Origin of the sequence: Streptomyces sp. NPDC001816 (assembly GCF_042892235.1) — a bacterium.
In the GTDB taxonomy this organism is placed as follows: Bacteria; Actinomycetota; Actinomycetes; order Streptomycetales; family Streptomycetaceae; genus Streptomyces.
In genome coordinates, this window is record NZ_JBIATY010000004.1 from 650705 (window position 1) to 673506 (window position 22802).

Annotated in this window: 20 protein-coding genes; 10 read left to right on the top strand and 10 right to left on the bottom strand. The window is 70.2% G+C overall.

Features of this window, described 5'->3' with window-relative positions; all coding sequences use genetic code 11:
- Positions 1-56 precede the first annotated feature (56 nt).
- The 4 genes from pstB to pstS all read right to left on the bottom strand — a co-directional run bounded on the left by pstB (position 57) and on the right by pstS (position 4220).
- The gene (pstB, locus tag ACFYZZ_RS18625; RefSeq protein WP_389176793.1) at positions 57-833 is read right to left on the bottom strand and encodes a phosphate ABC transporter ATP-binding protein PstB; all 777 of its coding nucleotides are present in this window, start codon (positions 831-833) and stop codon (positions 57-59) included.
- A gap of 45 nt (positions 834-878) precedes the next feature.
- Positions 879-1940, bottom strand: coding sequence for a phosphate ABC transporter permease PstA (gene pstA, locus ACFYZZ_RS18630; protein ID WP_389176795.1), 1062 nt, complete (start codon positions 1938-1940; stop codon positions 879-881).
- Positions 1937-2944 carry a phosphate ABC transporter permease subunit PstC gene (pstC, locus tag ACFYZZ_RS18635; protein ID WP_389176900.1) on the bottom strand — a complete coding sequence of 336 codons (1008 nt, stop codon included), beginning with the start codon at positions 2942-2944 and terminating at the stop codon, positions 1937-1939. Before pstC ends, pstA begins: the two co-directional genes overlap by 4 nt.
- A 145-nt stretch (positions 2945-3089) precedes the next feature.
- Complete coding sequence (gene pstS / locus ACFYZZ_RS18640) at positions 3090-4220, bottom strand: phosphate ABC transporter substrate-binding protein PstS (protein WP_389176797.1); 1131 nt, start codon at positions 4218-4220, stop codon at positions 3090-3092.
- Between the two features lie 327 nt (positions 4221-4547).
- Here pstS and ACFYZZ_RS18645 point away from each other — a divergent pair, with 327 nt between their 5' ends.
- A complete protein-coding gene (locus ACFYZZ_RS18645) occupies positions 4548-6107 on the top strand; it encodes an FAD-binding oxidoreductase (protein ID WP_389176799.1) in 1560 nt (519 codons plus the stop codon).
- Between the two features lie 90 nt (positions 6108-6197).
- On the opposite strand, the gene ACFYZZ_RS18650 is transcribed toward ACFYZZ_RS18645, so the two are convergent.
- The 4 genes from ACFYZZ_RS18650 to ACFYZZ_RS18665 form a co-directional block, all read right to left on the bottom strand.
- A complete protein-coding gene (locus ACFYZZ_RS18650) occupies positions 6198-6902 on the bottom strand; it encodes a phosphatase PAP2 family protein (RefSeq protein WP_389176801.1) in 705 nt (234 codons plus the stop codon).
- A gap of 228 nt (positions 6903-7130) precedes the next feature.
- Positions 7131-8132: an NlpC/P60 family protein gene (locus ACFYZZ_RS18655; RefSeq protein WP_386573823.1), complete on the bottom strand. Its 1002-nt coding sequence runs from the start codon at positions 8130-8132 to the stop codon at positions 7131-7133.
- Positions 8133-8188: 56 nt separating this feature from the next.
- The gene (locus tag ACFYZZ_RS18660) at positions 8189-9925 is read right to left on the bottom strand and encodes a serine/threonine protein kinase (protein WP_389176803.1); all 1737 of its coding nucleotides are present in this window, start codon (positions 9923-9925) and stop codon (positions 8189-8191) included.
- A gap of 86 nt (positions 9926-10011) precedes the next feature.
- Positions 10012-10614 carry a ScbR family autoregulator-binding transcription factor gene (locus ACFYZZ_RS18665; protein ID WP_386573825.1) on the bottom strand — a complete coding sequence of 201 codons (603 nt, stop codon included), beginning with the start codon at positions 10612-10614 and terminating at the stop codon, positions 10012-10014.
- Between the two features lie 134 nt (positions 10615-10748).
- On the opposite strand from ACFYZZ_RS18665, the gene ACFYZZ_RS18670 reads away from it, so the two are divergent.
- From ACFYZZ_RS18670 to ACFYZZ_RS18680, 3 genes are read left to right on the top strand one after another with little or no spacing between them, the layout of a single operon-like run.
- Positions 10749-11696 (top strand): ScbA/BarX family gamma-butyrolactone biosynthesis protein, encoded by a 948-nt coding sequence (locus tag ACFYZZ_RS18670; RefSeq protein ID WP_389176806.1) that lies wholly within the window; start codon positions 10749-10751, stop codon positions 11694-11696.
- A 2-nt stretch (positions 11697-11698) separates the two neighbouring features.
- On the top strand, positions 11699-11962 hold the full coding sequence (locus ACFYZZ_RS18675; protein WP_386573828.1) for a LysR family transcriptional regulator: 264 nt from the start codon (positions 11699-11701) through the stop codon (positions 11960-11962).
- Positions 11963-12020: 58 nt separating this feature from the next.
- Positions 12021-12719 (top strand): HAD family hydrolase, encoded by a 699-nt coding sequence (locus tag ACFYZZ_RS18680; protein ID WP_389176808.1) that lies wholly within the window; start codon positions 12021-12023, stop codon positions 12717-12719.
- Between the two features lie 136 nt (positions 12720-12855).
- Here ACFYZZ_RS18680 and ACFYZZ_RS18685 read toward each other — a convergent pair whose 3' ends face one another.
- Positions 12856-13416 (bottom strand): TetR family transcriptional regulator, encoded by a 561-nt coding sequence (locus ACFYZZ_RS18685; protein ID WP_389176810.1) that lies wholly within the window; start codon positions 13414-13416, stop codon positions 12856-12858.
- Between the two features lie 108 nt (positions 13417-13524).
- On the opposite strand from ACFYZZ_RS18685, the gene ACFYZZ_RS18690 reads away from it, so the two are divergent.
- The 6 genes from ACFYZZ_RS18690 to ACFYZZ_RS18715 all read left to right on the top strand — a co-directional run bounded on the left by ACFYZZ_RS18690 (position 13525) and on the right by ACFYZZ_RS18715 (position 21854).
- Positions 13525-14667 (top strand): acyl-CoA dehydrogenase family protein, encoded by a 1143-nt coding sequence (locus tag ACFYZZ_RS18690; RefSeq protein ID WP_389176812.1) that lies wholly within the window; start codon positions 13525-13527, stop codon positions 14665-14667.
- 248 nt (positions 14668-14915) lie between these two features.
- Complete coding sequence (locus ACFYZZ_RS18695; RefSeq protein ID WP_389176814.1) at positions 14916-16538, top strand: arginine decarboxylase; 1623 nt, start codon at positions 14916-14918, stop codon at positions 16536-16538.
- Between the two features lie 6 nt (positions 16539-16544).
- A complete protein-coding gene (locus ACFYZZ_RS18700; RefSeq protein WP_389176816.1) occupies positions 16545-18131 on the top strand; it encodes a class I adenylate-forming enzyme family protein in 1587 nt (528 codons plus the stop codon).
- 66 nt (positions 18132-18197) lie between these two features.
- On the top strand, positions 18198-19211 hold the full coding sequence (locus tag ACFYZZ_RS18705) for a DMT family transporter (protein WP_389176817.1): 1014 nt from the start codon (positions 18198-18200) through the stop codon (positions 19209-19211).
- A 252-nt stretch (positions 19212-19463) separates the two neighbouring features.
- Positions 19464-19976 carry a hypothetical protein gene (locus tag ACFYZZ_RS18710; RefSeq protein ID WP_389176818.1) on the top strand — a complete coding sequence of 171 codons (513 nt, stop codon included), beginning with the start codon at positions 19464-19466 and terminating at the stop codon, positions 19974-19976.
- Between the two features lie 114 nt (positions 19977-20090).
- A complete protein-coding gene (locus ACFYZZ_RS18715; protein WP_389176819.1) occupies positions 20091-21854 on the top strand; it encodes a S8 family serine peptidase in 1764 nt (587 codons plus the stop codon).
- 109 nt (positions 21855-21963) lie between these two features.
- On the opposite strand, the gene ACFYZZ_RS18720 is transcribed toward ACFYZZ_RS18715, so the two are convergent.
- Positions 21964-22734, bottom strand: a complete 771-nt coding sequence (locus ACFYZZ_RS18720; RefSeq protein ID WP_389176821.1) for a trypsin-like peptidase domain-containing protein — start codon at positions 22732-22734, stop codon at positions 21964-21966.
- Between the last annotated feature and the right edge of the window lie 68 nt (positions 22735-22802).

A 22802-nucleotide genomic window follows, 5' to 3' on the forward strand; every position in this document is an offset into this window, starting at 1 on the left:
CTCTTGCGTCCTCGCGGTGGCACCGCCATGCAGCACCGCGAGGGGACTGGGGAGGCTCAGCCGAAGCGGCCCGAGATGTAGTCCTCCGTAGCCTGGACCGAGGGGTTCGAGAAGATCCGCTCGGTGTCGTCGATCTCGATCAGACGGCCCGGCTGACCGACCGCGGCGAGGTTGAAGAACGCCGTACGGTCGGACACACGCGCAGCCTGCTGCATGTTGTGCGTCACGATGACGATCGTGAATCGTTCCTTCAGCTCACCGATCAGGTCCTCGATCGCGAGCGTCGAGATCGGGTCCAGCGCCGAGCACGGCTCGTCCATGAGCAGCACCTTCGGCTCGACCGCGATCGCACGGGCGATGCAGAGCCGCTGCTGCTGACCACCGGACAGACCGGAGCCCGGCTTGTTCAGGCGGTCCTTCACCTCGTTCCAGAGGTTCGCGCCCTTGAGGGACTTCTCGACGATCTCGTTCAGCTCGGCCTTCTTGTAGCTGCCGTTCAGCCGCAGCCCCGCCGCCACGTTCTCGAAGATCGACATCGTCGGGAACGGGTTCGGGCGCTGGAAGACCATGCCGACCTCGCGGCGCACCGACACCGGGTCGACGCCGGCGCCGTACAGGTCCTCGTCGTCGAGCAGCACCTTGCCCTCGACGCGGCCACCGGGCGTGACCTCGTGCATACGGTTCAGCGTGCGCAGGAACGTCGACTTGCCACAGCCGGAGGGGCCGATGAACGCCGTCACCGAGCGGGGCTCGACGGTCATCGAGATGTCTTCGATCGCCTTGTGGGATCCGTAGTAGGCGGTGAGTCCGCTTACGTCGATTCGCTTGGCCATGTCTACTTCACTTCCAGAAAGTCTTGAACGGTCGCTGTCGGCCGGTCAGCGACCGGTCTTCGGGGCCTTCCAGCGGGCGATCGCCCGGGCCACCAGGTTGAGGATCATCACGAAGGCGATCAGCGTGAGCGATGCCGCCCAAGCCCTGTCGTACGCCGCTCCGGAACCCGCGCTGTTCGCGAACTGCTGGTAGATGTACAGCGGCAGCGAAGCCTGCGCACCCTCGAAGGGGTTGTTGTTGATGAACGGATTGCCGAACACCAGCAGCAGCACCGGCGCGGTCTCACCGGCGATACGGGCGACCGCCAGCATGATGCCGGTGGTGATGCCGCCGATGGAAGTCGGCAGGACCACCTTCAGGATGGTGCGCCACTTCGGCACGCCGAGCGCCAGGGACGCCTCGCGCAGCTCGTTCGGAACGAGCTTGAGCATCTCCTCGGTGGACCGGACGACGACCGGCATCATCAGGATGGCCAGGGCCAGCGAACCGGCGAAGCCGAACGGCTGCATCTTGAAGATGAGCATCAGGCTGAGGATGAACAGACCCGCGACGATCGACGGGATACCCGTCATGACGTCGACGAAGAAGGTGACCGACTTGGCGAGCCTGCCTCGTCCGTACTCCACGAGGTAGATCGCGGTCATCACGCCGATCGGGGCGCCGATCAGGGTGGCGAGGCCGACCTGCTCCAGGCTGCCGATGATGGCGTGGTAGATGCCGCCGCCGGGCTCGGTGTCGGCGACGACGCCCATCGAGTGGGTCAGGAAGTAGACGTTCAGGACCTTCACACCGCGTGCGACGGTCACCCAGATCAGGGAGACCAGCGGCACCACGGCGACCACGAAGGCGACCCAGACCAGGCTGGTCGCGATGCGGTCCTTGGCCTGCCGGCGGCCCTCGACGCTCGCGGCGATCACGTACGTGCCGAGGACGAACAGGACCGCGGCGATCAGACCCCACTGGATCTTGCTGTCGAGACCGGCGGCCAGCGAGATGCCGATGCCCAGGGCGATGGAGCCCGCGGCGATCGCCCACGGGGACCACTTGGGCAGGCTGGCGGCGCGCAGCGTGCTGGGGCGCTTGTCGGTGACGGCTGCGGTGCTCATGCGTTGGCCCCCGAGTACTCCGCGCGCCGGGCGATGATCAGCCGGGCCGCGCCATTGACCAGCAGAGTGATGACGAACAGGACCAGACCGGACGCGATGAGCGCGTCCCGGCCGAACTCGTTCGCCTCGCTGAACTTGCTGGCGATGTTCTGGGCGAAGGTGCCGCCGCCCGGGTTGAGCAGGCTGGCCTGGATGTCGAAGGACGGGGAGAGCACGGTGGCCACGGCCATCGTCTCGCCGAGCGCGCGGCCGAGGCCGAGCATCGACGCGGAGATCACACCGGAGCGGCCGAAGGGCAGCACGGCCATGCGGACGACCTCCCAGCGCGTGGCGCCGAGGGCCAGGGCCGCCTCCTCGTGCATCCTCGGGACCTGGCGGAAGACCTCACGGCTCACGTTGGTGATGATCGGCAGGATCATGATCGCGAGCAGGATGCCGACCGTGAGCATCGAGCGCGGGGCGCCCTGGTCCCAGGAGAAGAGGCCGGTCCAGCCGAAGAAGTCGTTGAGCCAGCCGAAGAGGCCGTTCATGTGCGGTACGAGGATCAGCGCGCCCCACAGGCCGTACACGATGGAGGGCACGGCGGCGAGCAGGTCGATCACGTACGCGACGGGGCCGGCCATCCGGCGGGGCGCGTAGTGCGTGATGAACAGCGCGATGGAGACCGCGACCGGGACCGCGAGGGCCATGGCGATGACCGAAGAAACGATCGTGCCGAAGGCCAGCACCGCGATGCCGAAGGTCGGCGGGATGAGGTTGGTGTTCCACTCGAAGGTGGTCAGGAAGTTGCCGTGGTCCTTGCTGATCGCGAGGGAGGCACGGTAGGCGAGGAAGACCGCGATCGCGGCCATGATCGCCAGCAGCAAAATGCCCGAGCCGCGCGACAGGCCCAGGAAGATGCGGTCACCGGCGCGGGTCGCGGCGTGGGACTTGCTCTTGTGCTGGGCCGCTTTCGGCTGGGGAGCGGGGGGAGATGCGTCAGTTGTCTGCGTCGATATGTCCATCGGGTTCTCCGGTCTGCGGAGCCGCGCGGTGGGCGGCGGCTCCATGGAGCCGCTCCCCCAACGGTACGGGGTGCGGCTCCGGGCGGCGGTGCACCGGACGGTGCGGCCCGGGTCGGTGAGAACCGGGCCGCACTCTCGGATCAGGTCAGCTCAGGCCGTCGATGGTGGTGCGGACCTTGGCGATGATCTCGTCGGGGACGGGGGCGTAGTCGATCGTGGAGAGGATCTTCTGGCCGTCCTCGCTGGCGATGTAGCGCAGGAACGCCTTGGTGGCGGGCAGGGTGTCCGCCTTGTTGCCCTTGTCACAGACGATCTCGTAGGTGACCAGGGTGATCGGGTAGGCGCCCTCGGCCTTGGTCTTGTAGTCCAGCTGGAGCGAGAGGTCCTTGCCGGTGCCGACGACCTTCGCGGCGGCGATGTCGGCGGTGGCGCTCTCGGTGCTGGGGGCGACCGGCTTGCTGGCACCCGTGTTGACGGAGACGGCCTTGATGCCGTCCTTGACGTAGGACAGCTCGAAGTAGCCGATGGCGCCGGAGGTCTGCTTGACCTGCTGGGCCACACCGGCGGACTGCGGAGCGGACTGGCCGCCCTTCGCCTGCCAGGCCTTGCCGCCGGAGTACTTCCAGTTGTCCGGGGTGGTGGCGATCAGGTACTTGGTGAAGTTGTCCGTGGTGCCGGACTCGTCCGAGCGGTGGAACGCCTGGATCTTGAGGTTGGGCAGCTTGACGCCCGGGTTGAGCTTGGCGATCGCCTTGTCGTTCCAGTTGGTGATCTTGCTGTCGAAGATCTTGGCGAGCGTCGGGGCGTCCAGGACCAGGTTGTCGACACCCGGGACGTTGTAGCCGAGGGCGATCGGGCCGCCGACCATCGGCAGGTCGATGCCCTGGCCGCCGGAGCAGATCTTCTTGGAGGCGGTGACCTCTTCTTCCTTCAGCGCCGAGTCGGAACCGGCGAAGGCCACCTGGCCCTGGGTGAACGCGGTGACACCGGCACCGGAGCCGCCACCCTTGTAGTTGATCTGCACGCCACAGGCCTGCGAGAAGTTCTTGACCCAGGCGTCGATCGCGTTCTTCTGCGCGGAGGAGCCGTCGGCGAGGAGCTGGCCCTTGGCGTCGTCGCACTTGATGGAGCCCGCGCTGGCCGAGGACGACGGCTTGCCCGTGGCGTCGTTGTTGCCGTTGTCGTCGGAGCCGCACGCCGTGAGGGCCAGGGCGCCGGAGACGGCGAGAGCACCGAGAGACAGGGCGCGCAGCCGGTTCTTGCGCTGAAGCATCACTTTCGGGAGTTCCTTCCAGGAGCCGCCGCAGGCAGTCGGCGGCGTGCGAAGTACTTCGTGCGCGAGCGCATTCCTGAACCGCCCCCGCACCGGGTAAGGCCGAAATTAGGCAGATCAGGTGAAGCGGCCGATGGCCATAAGTGAACGGCGGGTGAACCCCTGCCGTCGGTGCGGTGAGGTCACGGAATGCTTACGGGGAGGGCACACGTAGGTTCCGACAACGAGGTTAACCGGACAGGCATTCGAGACTCGTAAAGCTGTCGGCTGGAACCTCTGTGCGCATGGCGTCGTCTCGTTCCAGGAGAGCCGAGGAAAGGCGACGAACACATGGAACGGCGTACGTTCATCTCGGGCGGCGCGGCCGCTCTGGCGGCGACCGCGCTGGCCGGGTGCAGCACTGGCTCGGGCACCTCCGCCGGATCCTCGGCGCACACGCTCACATCCTCCGGTACGGCGCTGAAGACCACCAGCCAGGCGGCCGCCGCGAACTGGGCGGCCCTCGCCCGCGACCTCGACGGGCCCCTGGTGCGCCCCGGGGACGCGACCTGGAAGACGGCCCACCAGCTGTACAACACCCGCTTCGACGGCCTGAAGCCCGCCGCGGTCGCCTATGTCGCCCACGCCGACGACGTCCGTACGACCCTGTCGTACGCCCAGTCCCACGGGATACGCGTGTCGATACGCAACGGCGGCCACTCCTACGCCGGCTACTCCTCGGGCGACAACCGGCTGATCCTTGACGTGTCCAAGCTGAACCGGGTCCGGGTGAGCGGTGGGACGGCGGTGGTCGGCGCCGGCTCCAAGCTGATCGACGTCTACCGGGCGCTGGGCGCGAAGGGCGTGACCATACCCGCGGGCTCCTGCCCCACGGTCGGCGTCTCCGGCCTGGTCCTCGGCGGCGGCCACGGGGTCGCCTCCCGCGCCTACGGCCTGACCTGCGACAGCCTCACCCAGGCGACGGTGATCACGGCGGACGGCACCCAGGTCACCGCGAACGCCACCTCCCACTCCGACCTCTTCTGGGCGCTGCGCGGCGCGGGCAACGGCAACTTCGGTGTCGTCACCGAACTGCAGTTCAAGACCCACGCGGCGCCCCAGGCGGTGACCGCGTACATGACGTGGTCCTGGTCCAAGGCAGCAGCGGTGATCAAGGCGTGGCAGGAGTGGGGGCCGAGCCAGCCGGACGAGATCTGGTCCTCCCTCCACCTGTCGAACACCCCGGGCGGCACGCCGACGATCTCCGTGGCCTGCTTCTCCCTCGGCACCTACGGCGAACTCCAGAACGCGGTGGACCGCCTCGCACACAAGGCAGGGGCAAACGCCCGGACCGTCTCCCTGCGCCGCCGCGGCTACGAGGAGGCGATGGAGATCTACGCCGGCTGCTCCTCCTTCTCCACGGACGCCCAGTGCCACCTCCCGGGCTCGACCCCCGGCCGCTCGCCCCAGGGCCGCCTGGGCCGGGAGACCTACGCGGCCCGCTCCGACTTCTTCGACCGCTCCCTGTCCTCGGCGGGCATCCAGACCCTGCTGAAGCAGATCGGTTCCGTCCGCGGCGGCGGGGGCAGCATCGCCTTCACGGCCCTCGGCGGCGCGGTCAACCGGGTCAGCCCCACGGCGACGGCCTTCGTCCACCGCCGCTCCCGCATGCTGGCCCAGTACATAGCCTCCTGGGGCGCGGGTGCCTCCGGCAGCTCGGCCCAGTCGTGGCTCACGTCGGCCCACAACGCGATGAAGCCGTACGCCTCCGGCGCGGCGTACCAGAACTACACCGACCCGACACTGACGAACTGGCGCAAGGCGTACTACGGCGACGCGGCGACCCGCCTCGGCAAGGTGAAGAAGCAGTACGACCCGGAGAGGTTCTTCTCTTACGCGCAGGGGTTGTAACAGGGTTGTCAGGGATCGTGGGGACCTGCGGGCCGGTGGGGGCTGGGCGCGCACTTCCCCGCGCCCCCGGGGAGTTGTAGTCCCGCTGCGCTACGCAGCCAGGTCCTTCTCCTCCGACTCCACCGGCTTGCGGGCGCTCGGCATCACCGCATCGCGCTGCTCGTCCGCCGCCGACCGGCGTCGCACGATCCACCCCGCCCGCGGCGACCGCTCGACCGCCTTCGTCAGTGGGGTCAGCAGGGCCATGGCCAGCGGGGAGAGGAGCAGTACGACCGCCGTGCCCAGGGCGAAGCCGCCGACCACGTCGGTCGGGTAGTGCACGCCCATGTACACCCGGCAGAACCCCTCCAGCAGGGCCAGGCCGATGCCCGCGAGGCCGAAGCGGCGGTTGGCGACGAAGAGGCCGACGCCGAGGGCCATGGTGATCGTCGCGTGATCGCTGACGAAGGAGAAGTCGGTCTTGCCGGTGACCAGGACGTCCAGGTTCTGGTGGTCGACGAAGGGGCGGGGGCGTTCGACGAAGCCGCGGATCGGCACGTTCACCAGCACCGCGATGCCGGCCGCGAGCGGCGCCCAGACCAGCGCGGCGACGGAGGACGCGGCGTCCTCCTCGGCCCGGCGGCGCACCGACCACCAGCACCACAGCACGAGCAGCACCATGGCCAGAAGCAGTCCGTACTCACCCACGAACTCCATGACCCGGTCGAACCAGTGCGGCGCGTCCTTGGCCAGGCCATTGATGTCGTAGAGCAGGTCGACGTCGGGGTTCGATCCGGATTCGGCGAGTACAGCCATCGTGCTGCGGCCCCTTCGTCGTCTTCCCGGACGCACCTCGTGTGCGTCGCTCCAGCCCCCCGTGGTTCGTAGATCCGCTTCCGCTGCACTGCCGCTGACGTCCGCTCGGCTACGTCATCAGGAACGCACAGCCCCCATTGATACGTTCCACTCTCCACCGAATGATCACTCAGACGTTATCGAAGAGAGACTCATCACCGCAGCTCAGGGGGTGGGTTCACCATCGGTTCACACCGCGGTCGGGAGCGCTTTTGCGCCATCTTCGGTGACCCGCGTGGCACCGAAGTAGTCGGGGGTGTCGACCGGGTCGAACCGGATCACGGCGCCCGACCGCGGCGCGTCGATCATGTACCCGCCGCCCACGTAGATCCCCACGTGCCGGATGGCCCGCGAGTCGGTGAGGTCGTCGGAGAAGAAGACGAGGTCACCGGGGAGCAGTTGGTCGCGCGAGGGGTGCGGGCCCGCGTTGTACTGGTCGTTGGCGACCCGGGGCAGGGTGATGCCGACCTTCTCGTACGCGGCCTGGGTCAGACCCGAGCAGTCGAAGCGTCCCCCCTGGTCGGCAGTGCCGTTGCCGCCCCACAGGTAGGGCGTGCCGAGCTTGCTCTGGGCGAAGGCGATGGCGCCCGCGGCCTGCCGGGTGGGGTCGATCCGCCGGAGCGGCGCGGCGAAGCTCTTCTCCAGGCTGCGGATCCGCTGGACGTAGTTCTGCGTCTCGCTGATGCCCGGGACGCCGCCCGCCTTGATGACCCGGTAGGCACCGGCGTTGTAGGCGGCGAGCATGTTGTCGGAGACGTTGCCGGGAACGTCCTTGACGTACTTGGCGAGTTCGCAGTCGTACGACGCGGCCGACGGGATCGCGTCGCTCGGGTCCCAGATGTCGCGCTTGCCGTCGCCGTTGCCGTCGATGCCGTGCGTCGCCCAGGTGCTCGGGATGAACTGGGCGATGCCGCGCGCGTCGGCGGGGCTGACGATCGTCGGGTTCCAGCCGCTCTCCTGGTACAGCTGGGCGGCGAGCAGGGCCGGGCTGAGCGCGGGGCAGAGGTTCCCCCACTGCTGCACAAGCTGCTTGTAGGCGGCCGGCACGGCTCCCTTGGCGAGCCCGCGGCTGCCCGTGGTGACGCTGTTGACGAGATTCCCGGCGACGACGTACACGCCGACGACGAGCAGCATGACAAACGCCGTCCCGAGCCCGACGGCCGCCCCACCGATCACCCATACCTTCCGCACGGTTCAACTTTCCCCCATGCGCCCCCGGTTCAAGGCGCTTTCGGCATGATGTGGCGTCATTTCACAGTGAAGCCGCCACACGTGATGCTGCTGTAGTCGTGGGGCGTACGGATGTGGTGCCACTCGATGGTCCAGTCACCGGGATCGTTGGCGAGCGGGATGGCAGGCCATGACCTCTTCCCGTCCGGCGACCAGGAACGGAAGTCGTCCGGGTAGGTGAGGTACTTCCAGGCGGACTTGTCGCCGCCGTAGAGGTCGACAGGCTTGCTGGTGTAGCCCAGCGTCACGTTGTCGATGAGCGCCCCGGGCGCGGGCTTTCCGGTGCTGGAGTCGATGCTGTGCGGCGGCTTCACGCTGACGGTCACGTAGTACGGGGCGTGGGTCGCGGATTTCCCGCTGGTCCAGGAGTAGACGTTGTTCCAGAAGCCGATCTTCACCTTGTGATCGAGGATCAGCCGCTCGCCGCGCTTGTCGGGGTCGTCGGGGTCGGACACGGAGGTGATGAAGCCCTCGGGCGCCCGCTCCTCGGCGGGCAGCTGGCACTGCGCGCTCGACGACTGCCAGAAGGTGCGGTCGATGTCGTCACCGGCGTAGGCGGGCGCGCCGCCCTTGCCGTCGTCCGCCTTGGACGCCGTGGCCTTCGGGCTGGACCCCGTGGCCTGCGCACTCGCGGAAGCCCGCCCGTGCGCGGTGTCCTTCTCATCGCCCTGCTGGGTGAGCACCACGGTGGCGGCCGTCCCGACGCCCACCACGAGCCCCACTGCCGCGGCCACCATCCACCGCTTGCCCGAGCGCCGGCTCGGCTGGGCCAGCTGGGTGGGCGTGTAACCGGGCGGACCGTACTGCGCCGACCCCACCGTCGGCAGGTCGTGCGGCGTCACCGGCGGAGCCGTCGACGGCGCCACCGACTGCCGTACCGGCGTCGGCGGGGTCTGCGGTGCGGCCTCGCCCAGCACGGCGAGCCCGGCGTAGACCGGGTCCTCCACCAGTGCGGTGCGCACCCCGCAGCGTGCGATCACCTCGGTGAGCCCCGGCCGGGCGGCGGCGTCCTTGGCCACGCACGCCTCGATCAGGGCCGCCAGTTCCGGTGCGACACCGGCCAGGTCGATGGGCTCGTGAACGGCGCGGTAGCTGACCCCGTTCGGGTCGCCCGAGCCGAACGGTGCCCGGCCGGTGGCCGCGTAGGCGAGGGTGGCGCCGAGGGCGAACACATCGGCAGGCGGTCCGACCTCGTTGCGCATCAGCACCTCTGGGGCGGTGAAGCCGGGTGTGCCGGATGCCAACCCGGCATCGGTGAGGGCGGTCTGGCCCACACCGCGTGCGATGCCGAAGTCGATGAGCTGCGGGCCCTGGGCGGCGAGGATGACGTTCTGGGGCTTGAGGTCCCGGTGGGTGACGCCGTGTGCGTGGACGGCGGCGAGGCCCTCGGCGAGCGCCGCGAACAGCCCTCGGCAGGACTCCGTCGGCAGCGGGCCGCGTTCCGCCACGGCCTTGGCGAGGGTGGGCCCGGCGACGTACTCGGTGGCCAGCCAGTAGGGGGTGTTGTCCAACGAGGCGTCAATGAGGTTGGCCGTATAGGCACTCCGGACCGTCCGCGCGGTCTCCACCTCGCGCCGGAACCGCGCCAGAGCCTCGGGGTGATCGATGATCTCGTCCCGGATCACCTTGAGGGCGACGAGCCGACCGCCGGGCGACCGCCCGAGATAGACCTGTCCCATCCCACCCGCCCCGAGCCGGGCGAGCAGGGTGTGCGTGCCTATGTGCGGCGGGTCCTGGGGCTTGAGTGCGTCCACGGACCCACCTTGCCACGAAGATCACTCAGACGAGCGGGGTGTTTCACAACCCCGTTCCGCTCCCCGGCCACTGCCCTCGCCCCGCCTCAACCCCGCAGCCCCTCCAACACCACCGCCCGCAACTCCCCGTACCGCTCCGCCAGATCGGCCCGTCGGCTGAGCACGTCCGAGACGTGCTGCATGCCGAAGAACGCGGAGACGATGACCCGGGCGGCCGAGCGCGGGGTGACGCCGGCGCGCAGTTCGCCCGCCTTCTCGACCTCCTCGACCAGGCCGGTGAGGAAGTCCTCCCAGCCGACGTACGGCTCGGGCAGGTCGGCGGCGATCAGCGACCGCTCGATCTGCAGCCGGGCACCGGCCTGCACCACGACGTCGTCGCGGAAGGCCTCGGTGACCCGGTCCAGGACCGCCACGAGCGCCTCGAACGGCGGCAGTTCGCGGGCCGAGACCGCCTCCAGGATCACCGGCCAGCGGGCGTAGTGCTCCTGCACCACGGCGACGGCGAGGTCTTCCTTGTTCTTGTAGTGGAAGTACACCGCTCCTTTGGTCATCGACGCCCGTTCGGCGACGTCCTGCAGCGTCACCGTGGCGTAGCCGCGCTCGGCGAAGAGTTCGGCCGCCATCTCCAGGATGTGGGCCCTGGTCCGACGTGCCCGTTCCTGCTTCGGCTCCGCCCTGCTGCTTGGCATGTACTCCACCTTCCCGAGGATCTCCATTGCAATATACATTCCCGAAGGTATATTTCTTGGGCGGGGGGCGCCAGGCAGCCGATCAGGCACCCCTCATCTGCGCGTAACGCAAACAGCCTTGGGGGGAAACAGGCATGTCTGTCAGCACGCTGCGGTCCGCGTCTCCGATGGAGCACGCCCGGGCCGGTCTCACGTACGACCGCACGGTTCCACGCCAGTTGGTGCACCGCGCCTCCGTCACCGAGGTCTTCCTCACCGACGCGGCCGCAGTCGCCGGCGACCGCTTCCTGGTGGGCGCACAGTGGCCTCGCCACCACGCGCTCTACCACCCCGACCAGTCCGGCCGCTGCGACTTCATGCTGCTCGCGGAAACGGTTCGCCAGGCGGGGATCTACCTGCTCCACCGCTTCTACGACGTTCCGCTCGGCCACCACTTCGTCTTCAGGTCCCTCGATCTGCACATCGACGACCACGCCGCCCTGCGGGTGGGGGGCACCCCGCTCGGCGCCGTGCTGGACGTCTGCGTCACCCCGGCCGGCAGCCCGGGCTCGGGCCGCTTCGACGCCCGGATCGACATCACCATCGAGGTCGACGGGCAGCCGTGCGCGCACAGTACGGTCGCCGTCGTCGTGGTCGACGCGCGTCGCTACGAGGTCCTCAGGAACCGCGGCCGCGACCTCACGAGCGGCATCACGGCCACGACCACGGCCGCCGCAACGCCCTCCCGGGCACCGGTCATCGCCGGCCGCCAGGACGCCAACGTGCTGCTGCGCACCGCGGCCGACGACGACTCCTCGACGTGGCTGCTGCACGTCGACCTCCAGCACCCGGGCTACTTCGAGCACCCCTCGGACCATGTGCCCGGCATGATGCTGCTGGAGGCGTTCCGCCAGGCGGGTCATCTGACCGCGGCCAGCAACTGCGTCCTCACCGCGCTGGAGGCCAGGTTCCGGTCCTTCGGCGAGCTGTTCCAGCCCATCGTCATCCGCTCGGCCACCGGCTCCGACGGACTGCTGCGGCTGACCGCCGTACAGGGCGAGCGCACCCTCGCCGAGGCCGACGCCCTCTTCGTCCGGGACTGACCATGGATCTCCAGCGTCTGCGCACCTTCCGGGAAGTCGCCCGCGAGCTGAGCTTCACCCGCGCGGCCCGCAACCTGCACTACTCGCAGCCGACCATCACGGCCCAGATCAAGGGCCTCGAAGAGGCCGTCGGCACACCGCTGTTCGTGCGCCGCGGCAACCGCGCCGTCGAACTCACCTCGGCGGGCACCCGGCTGTGCCCGTACGCCGACCGGATCCTGGACCTGGTCGAGGCCGCCCACACGGAGCTGCACTCCGGCCGGTGACACCGGTCCGCCACACCGCACTCCGTCCCCACACCATCCGCAAAGGGTTTCCCACCTCATGACGACCGACCCCGTCAGAGCCGCGTTCTTCGACGTCGACGAGACGCTCATCACCTGCAAGAGCATGCTGGGCTTCCTCGGCTTCCACTGGGGCCGCGCGGGCCGCTCCCCCGCCCGGCTGACCGCGGCACGGGCCGCACTCGGCCACCAACTCCGCTCGGGCGTACCCCGGGAACAGGTCAACCGCGCCTTCTACCGCCTGCTGCGCGGCAGCCGCGCGTCGGACCTGGAGGAGAGCGGCCGCCTCTGGTTCGCCCGCGAGAACGCCCGCGGTCTCTTCCACCCGCCGGTCCGCGAGGCCTTACGGCAGCACCACCGGGCCGGCGACCTCACGATCCTGCTCTCCGGCTCGTTCGCCGCCTGCCTGGCCCCCATCGGCCAGGCGGTGGGAGCCGACCTCCTCGTCTGCACGACCCCCGAGGTCACCGACGGCATCCTGACCGGCGACCTCACCGACGGCCCGATGATCGGCCAGGCCAAGGCGGACTGGGCCCACCGCATCATGACGGCCTTCGCCCTCGACCCGTCCGACTGCCACGCCTACGCGGACGACGCCACCGACCTGCCGCTCCTGACCAGCGTGGGCCACCCGGTGATCGTGGGCAGCGACCCCACCCTGACCACAAGAGCAACCAGGGAAAACTGGCACCGCCTACCGGGCCCGGCCCTCAACGGCCTCTTGGCGAAGGCAGCCTGAGAAACGGCCACGACGCAGGTCCCTGCGCTCCAAGGCCCCAAAGGAGCGCGGGGCTGTGCCGATCAGCGGCTCCGCCGCGGGGCGCGACAAGCCACAACGAGCCGGCACCCGCCAACAGACCTGGCCACCCGAGCTCTCAGGCCCCCGCATCCAGGGCCGACAACACAACATCCCACAGCTCACCCACGTCCCCACCGCCAACCTCCCAGCGGGCCACGTGCGCCCCCATCAACAAGGTCACGACCAACCGAGCCAAGGCCTCCGGCCGATGGGACGCATCGATCCGCCCCTCCCGCTGAGCATCCCGGACCAACTCCAGCAGCCTCACCCGCAACTCGCCGACAGGCACCGGCTCCTGCCGGGACACCCGGGCCGCATCCGCGGCTAGCCGCAGCCCCGCGGCGAACCGAACGTCCTCGTCCATCCTGCGCGCCAGCCCCACGGTCAGCTCGCGCAGCGATCGCAGTGAACTCCCGGCCGAGGCGAGCAACTTGGCCCACTCCGCCTCGAACCCCCGGGTCAGCTCCTCGGCCAGCTCCGTCTTGGAGGCGAAGTGGCCGTAGAGCGCGCCCTTGGTGAGGCGGGAGCGGGCGGCGACGTCGGACAGGTTGGTGCCCACGAAGCCGTGGAGAACGAACTCGGCCGCCGCCGAATCGAGGAGTACCTCGTGTGTGCGCCGCGCTCTGTCCTGCTTCACCTCGTCCGTCCCCGTCTGTCGACCTGGTGCAACTGCAACCACCAAAGAAAATACCTTCTCGATCGAATCTTTTTCTACCCGTCAGCGTTTCTTCACGAAAGGCACCCAATGACCACGGCCCTGCCCGCCCCGCCCCTCGCCCCGACCGCCGTCACCGCCGTCACCGCCCTGGCGGCCCGGCACGCCCGCGCCACGGAGGAGGCCGCGAACCTGCACCCGGACGTGGTCGACGCACTGCCGGCCGCCGGCTTCGCCCGCCACTTCGTGCCGCGCCGCTGGGGCGGACGGGCGGGCGGCTTCACGGAGTTGGTGAACGCCGTGGCCGCCGTCGGCGAGGCGTGCGCCTCCACCGCGTGGTGCTGCGCGCTGCTGGCCGGGCACGCCCGACTCGCGGCCCATCTGCCCGAGGAGGCGCAGGCGGAACTGTGGGCCGACTCGCCCGACACGGCGATAGCGGCGGCGGTGGTCCCACCCGCCGGCCGGCTCACCCGCGTCCCCGGGGGCTGGCGCCTGACCGGGCGCTGGGCGTTCGCGAGCGGTGTCGAACACGCCGACTGGATCCTGCTCGCCACGCTGGACGAGCAGCCGGCAGGTCCGCCCGCCTACCGCATCCTGCTGCTCCCCCGCCGGGACGTACGCGTGCACCGCACCTGGGACAGCGTCGGCCTGCGCGGCACGGGCAGCCACTCGGTCGGCGTCGAGGACGTGTTCGTACCCGAACACCGCTCCTGCCTGCGGGACGCCCTGATGACGGGCGTGCGCGAGCCGGACGCGGCGCCCTGCCACCGGGTGCCGTACCCCCTGGTCGCCGCGCTGCTGTTCTGCGCGCCCGCGCTCGGCACCGCCCGGGGCGCGCTGGACGCCTGGACCGCGCTGACCGAGGAGCGCGGCGCCGCGGCCGACGCCGGCATCCAGCGGACCCTCGCGCGCTGCTCGGGCGACATCGACGCGGCCGCCTTACTCCTGGAGTCGGCGGCGCAGCGCGCGGACCGGGCGGCGCTCACGCCTCCGGCGGCGTTCGAGCCGGAGACCGCGGCCCGCAACCAGCGTGACGCCTCCCGCGCCGCCGACCTGCTGACCGACGCGGTGGAGCACCTGTTCCGCACGGCGGGCGCCCGCGCCCTGACCCGGTCGAGCCCCCTGCAGCGCGCCTGGCGTGACATCCACGCGGTGGCGGCCCACGCGACCCTGCAGCCGGGCCCGGCGGCAACGGCGTACGCGACGACGGTGTTTCCACAGGACAACGCGTAGTCGGGACACAGCTGCAGGGCTCGGGGTGGAGGTCGACCCCGGGCCCTGCGGCGTACTCCCGCTCAGCCCCGGGCCCCGCGGCCCACTCCCACTCAGCCCCAAGCCCCGCGGCCCACACCCGCTCAGCCCCAAGCCCCGCGACACACTCCCGCTCAGCCCCGGGCCCTGCACGGCGCACCCCGGCCCCCACTCCATCAGCGTTCCCGATAATATTTGATACCTTCGCGAAGGTTTTGTTTTATGGAGGCATGACCGAACCCACCAGCTCCACTCCCGCCTCCGGGGAGGGCCCGCAGGCGGCGCCCCGGCGTCACGGGGCGAGCAGGACGCCGCTGGCCGATGCCGTGCTCGCGGTGGCCCGCCGGGACATCGCCTCCTTCCACGCCCTTCCGCTCTCGCACGGCCGGTCGATCCGCGACTCCCGCATCCGGAAGTCCTACGAGGCCCTCTTCGGCGCGGCCCAGCTCGCCGCAGACGTGTCGTACAGCGGCACGATGCTCGACTCGTTCTTCCGCCCCCGCGGCCCGCTCCGCGAGGCCCAGCGGCTGGCCGCGGACAGCTTCGGCGCCGACGCGACGTTCTTCCTGTCCACCGGCACCAGCACCGCCAACCGGGTCGCCCTGACCGCGCTGGCCCGCCCCGGCAGCCGGGTGCTGGCCGACCGCAGCTGCCACCAGTCGGTGCACTTCGCGCTCGGCGCGCTCGGCGTGGACGTCACCTACGCGCCCATGCAGAAGTGCTGCGCCGGCTGCCCCCGCACCTTCGGCGACCTGCCCCGGCTGCTGGAGACGTTCCGGACGGCGGTGGCTCAGGGCCGGCCGTACGACACGGTCGTGCTGTCGGCGGTGTCGTACGACGGGGTCCGCTACGACCTGCCCACGGTGCTGGCCGAACTGGCCGCGGCCCACCCCACGGTGTCGGTTCTGGTCGACGAGGCCTGGGGCGCGGTGCACCGCTTCCACCCCCAACTGCGGCCGCTGACCGCCCTGCACGCGGTGGAGACCCTGCGCCGCACCGAGCGCCCGCTGCCCCTGCGCGTGGCCGTGACGCACTCGGCGCACAAGTCGATGTCGGCGCTGCGGCAGGGCTCGTACCTGCATCTGATCGGCGACGGCGAGGCCCAGGAGCGCACCGCACAGGCGCTCTTCCAGCACCACACCACCTCGCCCAGCTGGCCGGTGCTGGCGAGCCTGGACCTGGCCCGGCTGCAGGCCGAGACCGAGGGCGAGCAGCTGCTGGAGCGGTCCCTGAACCTGGCCCGCACCCTGCGCACCGAACTCGGCACCGACCCGCGCCTGTCGGCGTACCGCGCGCTCGGCCCGGACGGCCATCTGACCGACCCGGCGCTGCTGGTGAGCGACGACCCGACCCGGGTGCTGGTGGACATCAGCGCGCTCGGCATCACCGCGGCCGACTTCCGCCGGATCCTGTTCGACGAGTACGCCCTGTACGTGGCCCGGGAGAGCGGCGACGCCGTGCTCTTCCACGTCCACATCGGTGTCGACGAGGCCACGCTGCTACGACTGCTGGACGCACTGCGCACCATCCAGCGCACCTACCGCACCGCGTCGGCGGCCCTGACGCAGGGCACCTCGGACCACTTCATCATCGCCTACCCGCCGGGCATCCCGATCACCGTGCCGGGTGAGCGGCTGTGCGACCGGACCCTCGGCGAGATCGACGCGCTGCGCTCCAGCGGCTGCGAGATCTACACGCTGCAGCAGCCCGGCGCCTCCACCGCCGCGTACGGCGTCCCCTCGGGCCCCGCCGTCCCTGCTGTTCCTGCTGTTCCTGCTGTTCCTGCTGTTCCTGCTGTTCCTGCTGTTCCTGCTGTTCCTGCTGTCTCTGCCGTTTCCGCCGGAAGGAAGTGACCGTAAATGATCAAGCTCTCGGACATCCGCAAGCACGCCGGGCGCCGCCCCGGACACGTCGCCTTGGTCGACGGCGAAGTCCGGCTGACCTGGGCCAGTCTCGCCGACAAGGTGGCCCGCGTGGCGACCGCGATAGAGGAGCGGCTGCCGGACATACGGCCCGCCCGCGCGGTGTTCGTCGCCGAGAACCGCTGGGAGCTGGTCGTCGCCATGGCGGCGGTCTCCTCGCTCGGCATCCCGTGCGTCGGACTCGACTACACCGCCGGGCCCGAGGCCACCGCCGGCGCGCTGGAGCAGCTGCAGCCGACCGTGGTCATCAGCACCTCCGCCCAGCGCGCGGCGCTCACCGACGTCGGCTGGCCCGGGGGCCGGGACGTCCTCGACATCCGGCTGGACAGCGACCCGCCGAAGAACGCGCCGGGCATCGCCTTCACCGACCTGCTGCTGTCGGAGCCGGGCGAACCGCGGCCGGTGGAGCAGCCGTTCGAGGCGTTCTCCTTCACCTCCGGCACCAGCGGCATCCCCAAGCTGGTGATCCGCCGGGCCTCCTTCGAGGCGCGCCGCTTCGCCGACCTGGTGGACCAGTACTCCTTCGACGAGGACGACGTCCACCTGGTGACGGTCCCGATGTACCACGCGTCGGGTCCCGGCTGGGCACGCATCTTCCTGTCCCTGGGCGGCACCATCGTCCTCGGCCCGTACGACGACACCGCGGCCCTGATCCGCCTGATCCAGGACGAGGGCGTCTCCACGACCCTCATGGTCCCGCCGGTCCTCAAGCGGGTCGTCGCCCACCCGGCCTCCGAGCACCTGCACAAGACCTCCCGGCTGCACTTCGTGCTCTCCGGCGGACGGCACCTGAACCGCTGGGTCGTCAACAACACCTGGGACCGCCTCGGCCCGGTCCTGCACCTCTACTACGGAACCACCGAGACCGGCGTGAACGTCATGATCGGCCCCGAGGAACTGCATGTGGCGCCCTGCCGTTCCGGCCGCCCGATGCCGGGCAACACCATCGCCGTCCTGGACCCGGAGAACCGTCCGGTGCCCAAGGGCATGCGCGGCCGGGTCGCGATCGCCAGCTACCAGCTGATGGACGCCTACGCCACCGCCGAGCCGGAGTTCCTCGACCTCGACCACGGCGGCCGCACCCAGCGCTTCCTGCTCACCGGCGACAGCGGCTTCATCGACGAGGCCGGCCGGCTCGAACTCACCGGCCGCAACGACGGCGTCTCCAAGGCGGTCGAGGGCAAGCCGCTCGACGTCAACATCTTCGGCCTCGAGAACGACCTGATGGACCTGCCCTGCGTCCGCGAGACCGCCGTACTGCGCACGAAGCTGCAGGACACGGGCGAGGAAGTGCTGATCGTGCCGTTCGCCCCGGTCTCCCCGGAGCGGCTGGAGAGCGGCCGGCGGGCGGTCGCCGCCGCCTGCGCCCGCCGGGTGCCGTGCCTGCCCGCGTACGTGATCCCGGTGGAGGCGATCCCGTACAGCCCGACGGGCAAGGTGCGGGCGGCCCGCCTGCTGGAGACGGTGCTGCCGCTGGTCCACGCCGAGGCAGCGGCCCGCCACAAGGACCTCGTCCCCGCCTGACCGACCCGACCCGAACACCACTGCCCACCACTGCCCTTGCCGTCCCCCCACTCGACAGGAAGAGTCATGAACGATCAGAAGAACTACGGCCGAGGCGTGCTGCTGTGCCTCCTGGCCACCGTGTCCTGGGGAGCGATGTTCCCCCTCATGGACGTGACCCTGAAGCACATCGACCCGTTCACCTTCACCTGCCTGCGCTACGCGATCGCCGGCGCGATGTTCCTGGTGTTCCTCAAGCTGCGCGAGGGTGCGGCCGGGTTCAAGCTGAAGGGTGAACGGATCGGCCTGGCCTGGCTGTTCGGCACGGCCGGCTTCGCCGGCTTCCAGTTCCTGGTGTTCTTCGGTCAGGACCTCATCGGTGCGCGGGGCGCCCTGAACGCCTCGATCATGATGGCGACCATGCCCATGATGGGCTTCCTGGTGAACTGGGTGCTGCGCAAGGTCGTTCCGCCGAAGGGCGCGCTGGCCTTCATCGCGATGTCCTTCGTCGGCGTCATCCTGGTGGTCTCGGACGGCAGCCTCAGCACCCTCCTCTCCCACCCGTCCGACCTCGGCCCCGACGCGCTGCTGCTGTTCGCCGCGCTGTGCTGGGTGATCTACACCTCCGGTGCGACCTACTTCCCGACCTGGTCGCCGATCAAGTACACCGCGATCACCACGGTCCTCGGCCTGGCCAGCGCCTCCGTCATCACGGCGGTCATCCTGGCCACGGGCGGCGTCCCGGTCCCGACCGCCCACGCGGTCACCTCGATCCTGCCCGAGCTGGCCTACATGAGCGTCATCGCCGGCTTCGTGGGCGTGCTCGGCTGGAACTTCGGCAACAAGTACCTCGGCCCGCTCAACGGCGTCCTCTTCATGGACGTCGTCCCGATCACGGCGTTCATCATCTCGGCGCTGACCGGTGTGATCCCGGCGGGCATGCAGGTGGCCGGCGCCGCCCTGACCGCGCTGGCGCTGGTCCTCAACAACCTGTACCTGCGCAAGGTCGCCAAGCGCACGGCGGCGGAGGCGGCGGCGAAGAAGCCGGCGGTGACGCCCGCTGCTGCCGAGAAGCCCGCACCGGTGGCGGCCGCGCGCTGACCCGGCTCGTTGGAAACGGACACGGCTGCCGTGGGGGTACGACTCCCACGGCAGCCGCGCTGCTGTGTCCGCCGGGCTCACGGATCGGCAGTGGCGTCCTCATGCCCGCCGAGCACGGCGGTGACCCCGAGGACACCCTTCCGATTGCGGTCCGCGTGACGGCAACTTAGCGTCAGGGGCGTCGGAATCTTCCGATATGCCACATAGGACACCTATGTCGGAATCCCTCAAGGCACATCGAACGGAGCATTCATGTCGGTGATGACCGCTGCCCAGCCCCAGCAGCAGTTCGGCCAGCAGATCGGCACTGCCCAGCAGCCGATCGCGCAGATCGTCCAGCAGACCATCCAGCAGGCCTGCCAGCAGGCGAGCGTGCAGATCGCGCAGCGCATGCAGCAGACGCTGCAGCAGCTCCAGCAGGTCCAGCAGCAGCTCCAGCAGCAGGGCCTGGCCCACCATGCGCACCCGTACCTGTCCGTCGCACTGCAGCACACGCTGCGCGAGGGCGTCCGCAGCGCGGTGGAGCAGTCCGTGCAGCAGGCGCTGCCGACCGCAATCGTGACGCTGCTCCAGCAGAGCCAGCAGAGCCTGCAGGGCCAGCAGGGCCAGCAGGGCCAGCAGGGTCTGCAGAGCCAGCAGGGTCTGCAGGGTCAGCAGCCGTCGGGCGGCGGCTTCGGCCAGCAGCCTTACGGCCAGCAGTTCCCCCAGTACCAGCAGCCCGGCTTCGGCTACGGCCAGATGGGTCAGCCCTTCGGCATCGGCTGACATCAGGCGGCGCGCGCGATGCGGTGTGCCCAGGAGCGATTCCCGGGCACACCGCATCACTGCGGATGCGCGAGCCGGCCGACACCGGATCAGGAGCACAAGGACGACGTAGGCGTGGCGAAGGTGGACGTGATGGTGAAGGAAAGGCCGGCAAACAACCGCGAGAGCGGGTCCGGGGGTGCGGGAGTCGGGGGGCCGGGCCCTGAGGGCCCCAAGAGCAAGCAAACCGAACTGCGCGGGAAGGGCGCGCCCGCGCCCATCGCGGTGCAGCCGCGCCGGGCGCGGTACATGGTGACGCCGCTGCCGCAGAGCATGCTCCCGCCCGGGGTGGACGAACTCGGTATGGACGCGGTGTGCGACCGGCTCGACCGGTTGCCCGAGATCACGGTGGTTCGCAGGCTCCGGCCGTCGGAGAAGCTGCAGGGCGCCGGTCTGTACCCCTCCTGTCCGGAGATCGCAGTCGTCGAGGCGGCGGAGGCCCAGGTTCCGGCGATGCGGTCGCTGCACGTGCACATCGAGCCGGATCTGCCGCTGTCCGCGGCCATGCCCGCCGCCGCGCCGACCGCGGGGATGCCGCCGCTGCTCGATCCGGGACTGGTCGCGCCGCTGGAGCAGCCCCTGGAGATCTCATTGCGCGTCTGCGGCCCGGACGACGAACCGCTGGCCGGTGCGGGAGTGTTCCTGATCGGCGCGACCTGGCCGAGCCAGGGCATCACCGGGGCCGACGGAACGGTCACCCTCACCCTGGCGACGGAGACCGTGGAGTCCGTCCAGGCCCTGTACGTCCGCCCCGCAGGCGGCTATTCGGACCGCTGGATCCACCGCCCCGACCTGTCGGCGAGCCAGGAGAATCTCGTCACCCTCACTCCGCTGGCCAAGATGTATCCGGAGCTGGAGAAGCGTCAGCAATACGGCTGGGGCCAGCAGGCGATGGGGCTGGACCGGTTGCCGCCCACGTTTCGCGCCTTCGGTGTCAGGATCGGCCTCATCGGCTCCGGCGTCAGCGCCGAGCACCCCGATCTGGCGCAACGGGTGCACTCGGGCACCGATCTCGTGCGCGGCACGGACAAGGGCTGGACCCACGACACGATGGGTACCGGAACCCACGCGGCGGGCGTCATCGCCGGAGCGGACACCGGCCGGGGCATCATCGGCATCGCCGTCGACGCCGAGATCGAGGTCTGCCAGGTCATGCCGGACGGGCACTTCAGCGACCTGATCGCCGCCCTGGACCACTGCATCGAGCGCGAGGTCGACATCGCTCACATCGCGGTCGCGACCCCGTACCCCTCGGCGCTGGTCTCTCGCAAACTCGCCGACGCCAACGCGGCGGGCGTCGCCTGCGTCGCCCCGGCGGGTGACACCGGCGGACCGGTCGCCTTCCCGGGTTCGCTGCCCACCGTGTTCACGGTCGGCGCACTCGGGGCCTACGGTTCGTACGCACAGGAGACCTCCCAGGCCACCCACTCCGGACCACAGTTGACTCCGGAGGGACTGTTCGCCGCGCCCTTCAGCTGCTACGGCTCCGGAGTCGACGCGGCCGCCCCCGGAGTGGCGGTCCTGTCCTGCGCCGCACAGGGCGGATACACGGCCCTCGACGGCACCGGCACGGCATCGGCCCATGTCGTCGGCCTCGCCGCACTCGTCCTGGCCCACCACGAGGACTTCCACGGCCAGTTGCTGCCCCGCGGACCCGGCCGGGTACAGCACCTGTTCGACATCATCGGCACCAGCTGCCGCCAACTGACCGCTCCGGGAACCATGGAAGCGGCCCGCGTCGGCCGCGGCCTGCCCGACGCCCTGGTCGCCCTCGGCCTGGCACCCGGAGTACAGCTCGCTCCGGCCTTGTCGCCCTACGCCCCGTCCATGGCCGGTTAGCCGACGCCCGGCCTGCGGGAAAGGGCGGTTGGGCGGACGTCGCTGCGGTGCGTTGAGGCTGGGTGGCTTCCACCCTGCCCTCAGCCCACCGCAGCAGAGCCGACGCCGCTCACCGCCCGCTCGCTGCATCCCTGTACAACTCGGCAGCCTCCGCGCCCAGCACCACGCTGTAGGAGATGTCGGCGGTGTCCCCGCCGTGCTCATGCCCGCCCAGCACCCCGACGACCTGCTTGTCCCCGTTCACCCAGGGACTGCCACTGGTCCCGCCGGTGAACTCGGGACAGTCGATCCGCTGCTGGGTACGGCTGTGCAGGGCCGGCTTGTTGGTGCAGGTGATGGGCACCTCGCGCTCGTCCGGATACCCGGTGACGGTCACGGCGGTGGCCCCGGTGGCCGTCCCGCTCACGAACCGGTTCCCACCCACCACATCCTCGACCCGCTTCCCACCCAGCTCGTCAACATAGGCAAAGGCGATGTCACTGTCCTCGCTCTGCCCCTTGGCCCACCCGTCGGGCAGGAATCGTCTCCCCACCTTCCACACCCCATAAGGCGCGCGCCCATCCCTGTACCCAGGCGCGAACACCAGATCCCCGGCGTCACCATCCACACAGTGCGCGGCCGTGACAATGAGAACCCGCTGCCGGCTGTGCACGACCGAGGCGGTGCAGAAGTGCCCGCCGACCAGCTTGCCGACCCGGTCCGAGCCGAACAGCGCGCCGACCCGCGCGCTCTGCCGCGACGCGACCGTGGCGGCGGTGACCCCGAAGGGCCCCGGCCCGTCGGAGGCGGAGGCCACGGACGCCGACGTCAGGCCGAGCGTCACCACACCGCACAGCAAGGTGGGACGCGAAGTGAGCCAGATGCGTGAGATGCGCTTCATCAGGCGTCACTCTCTCCCATAAAGGTGAGAAACCCGTCCCGACTTCACTGAGATTTTCCTGTGAACCG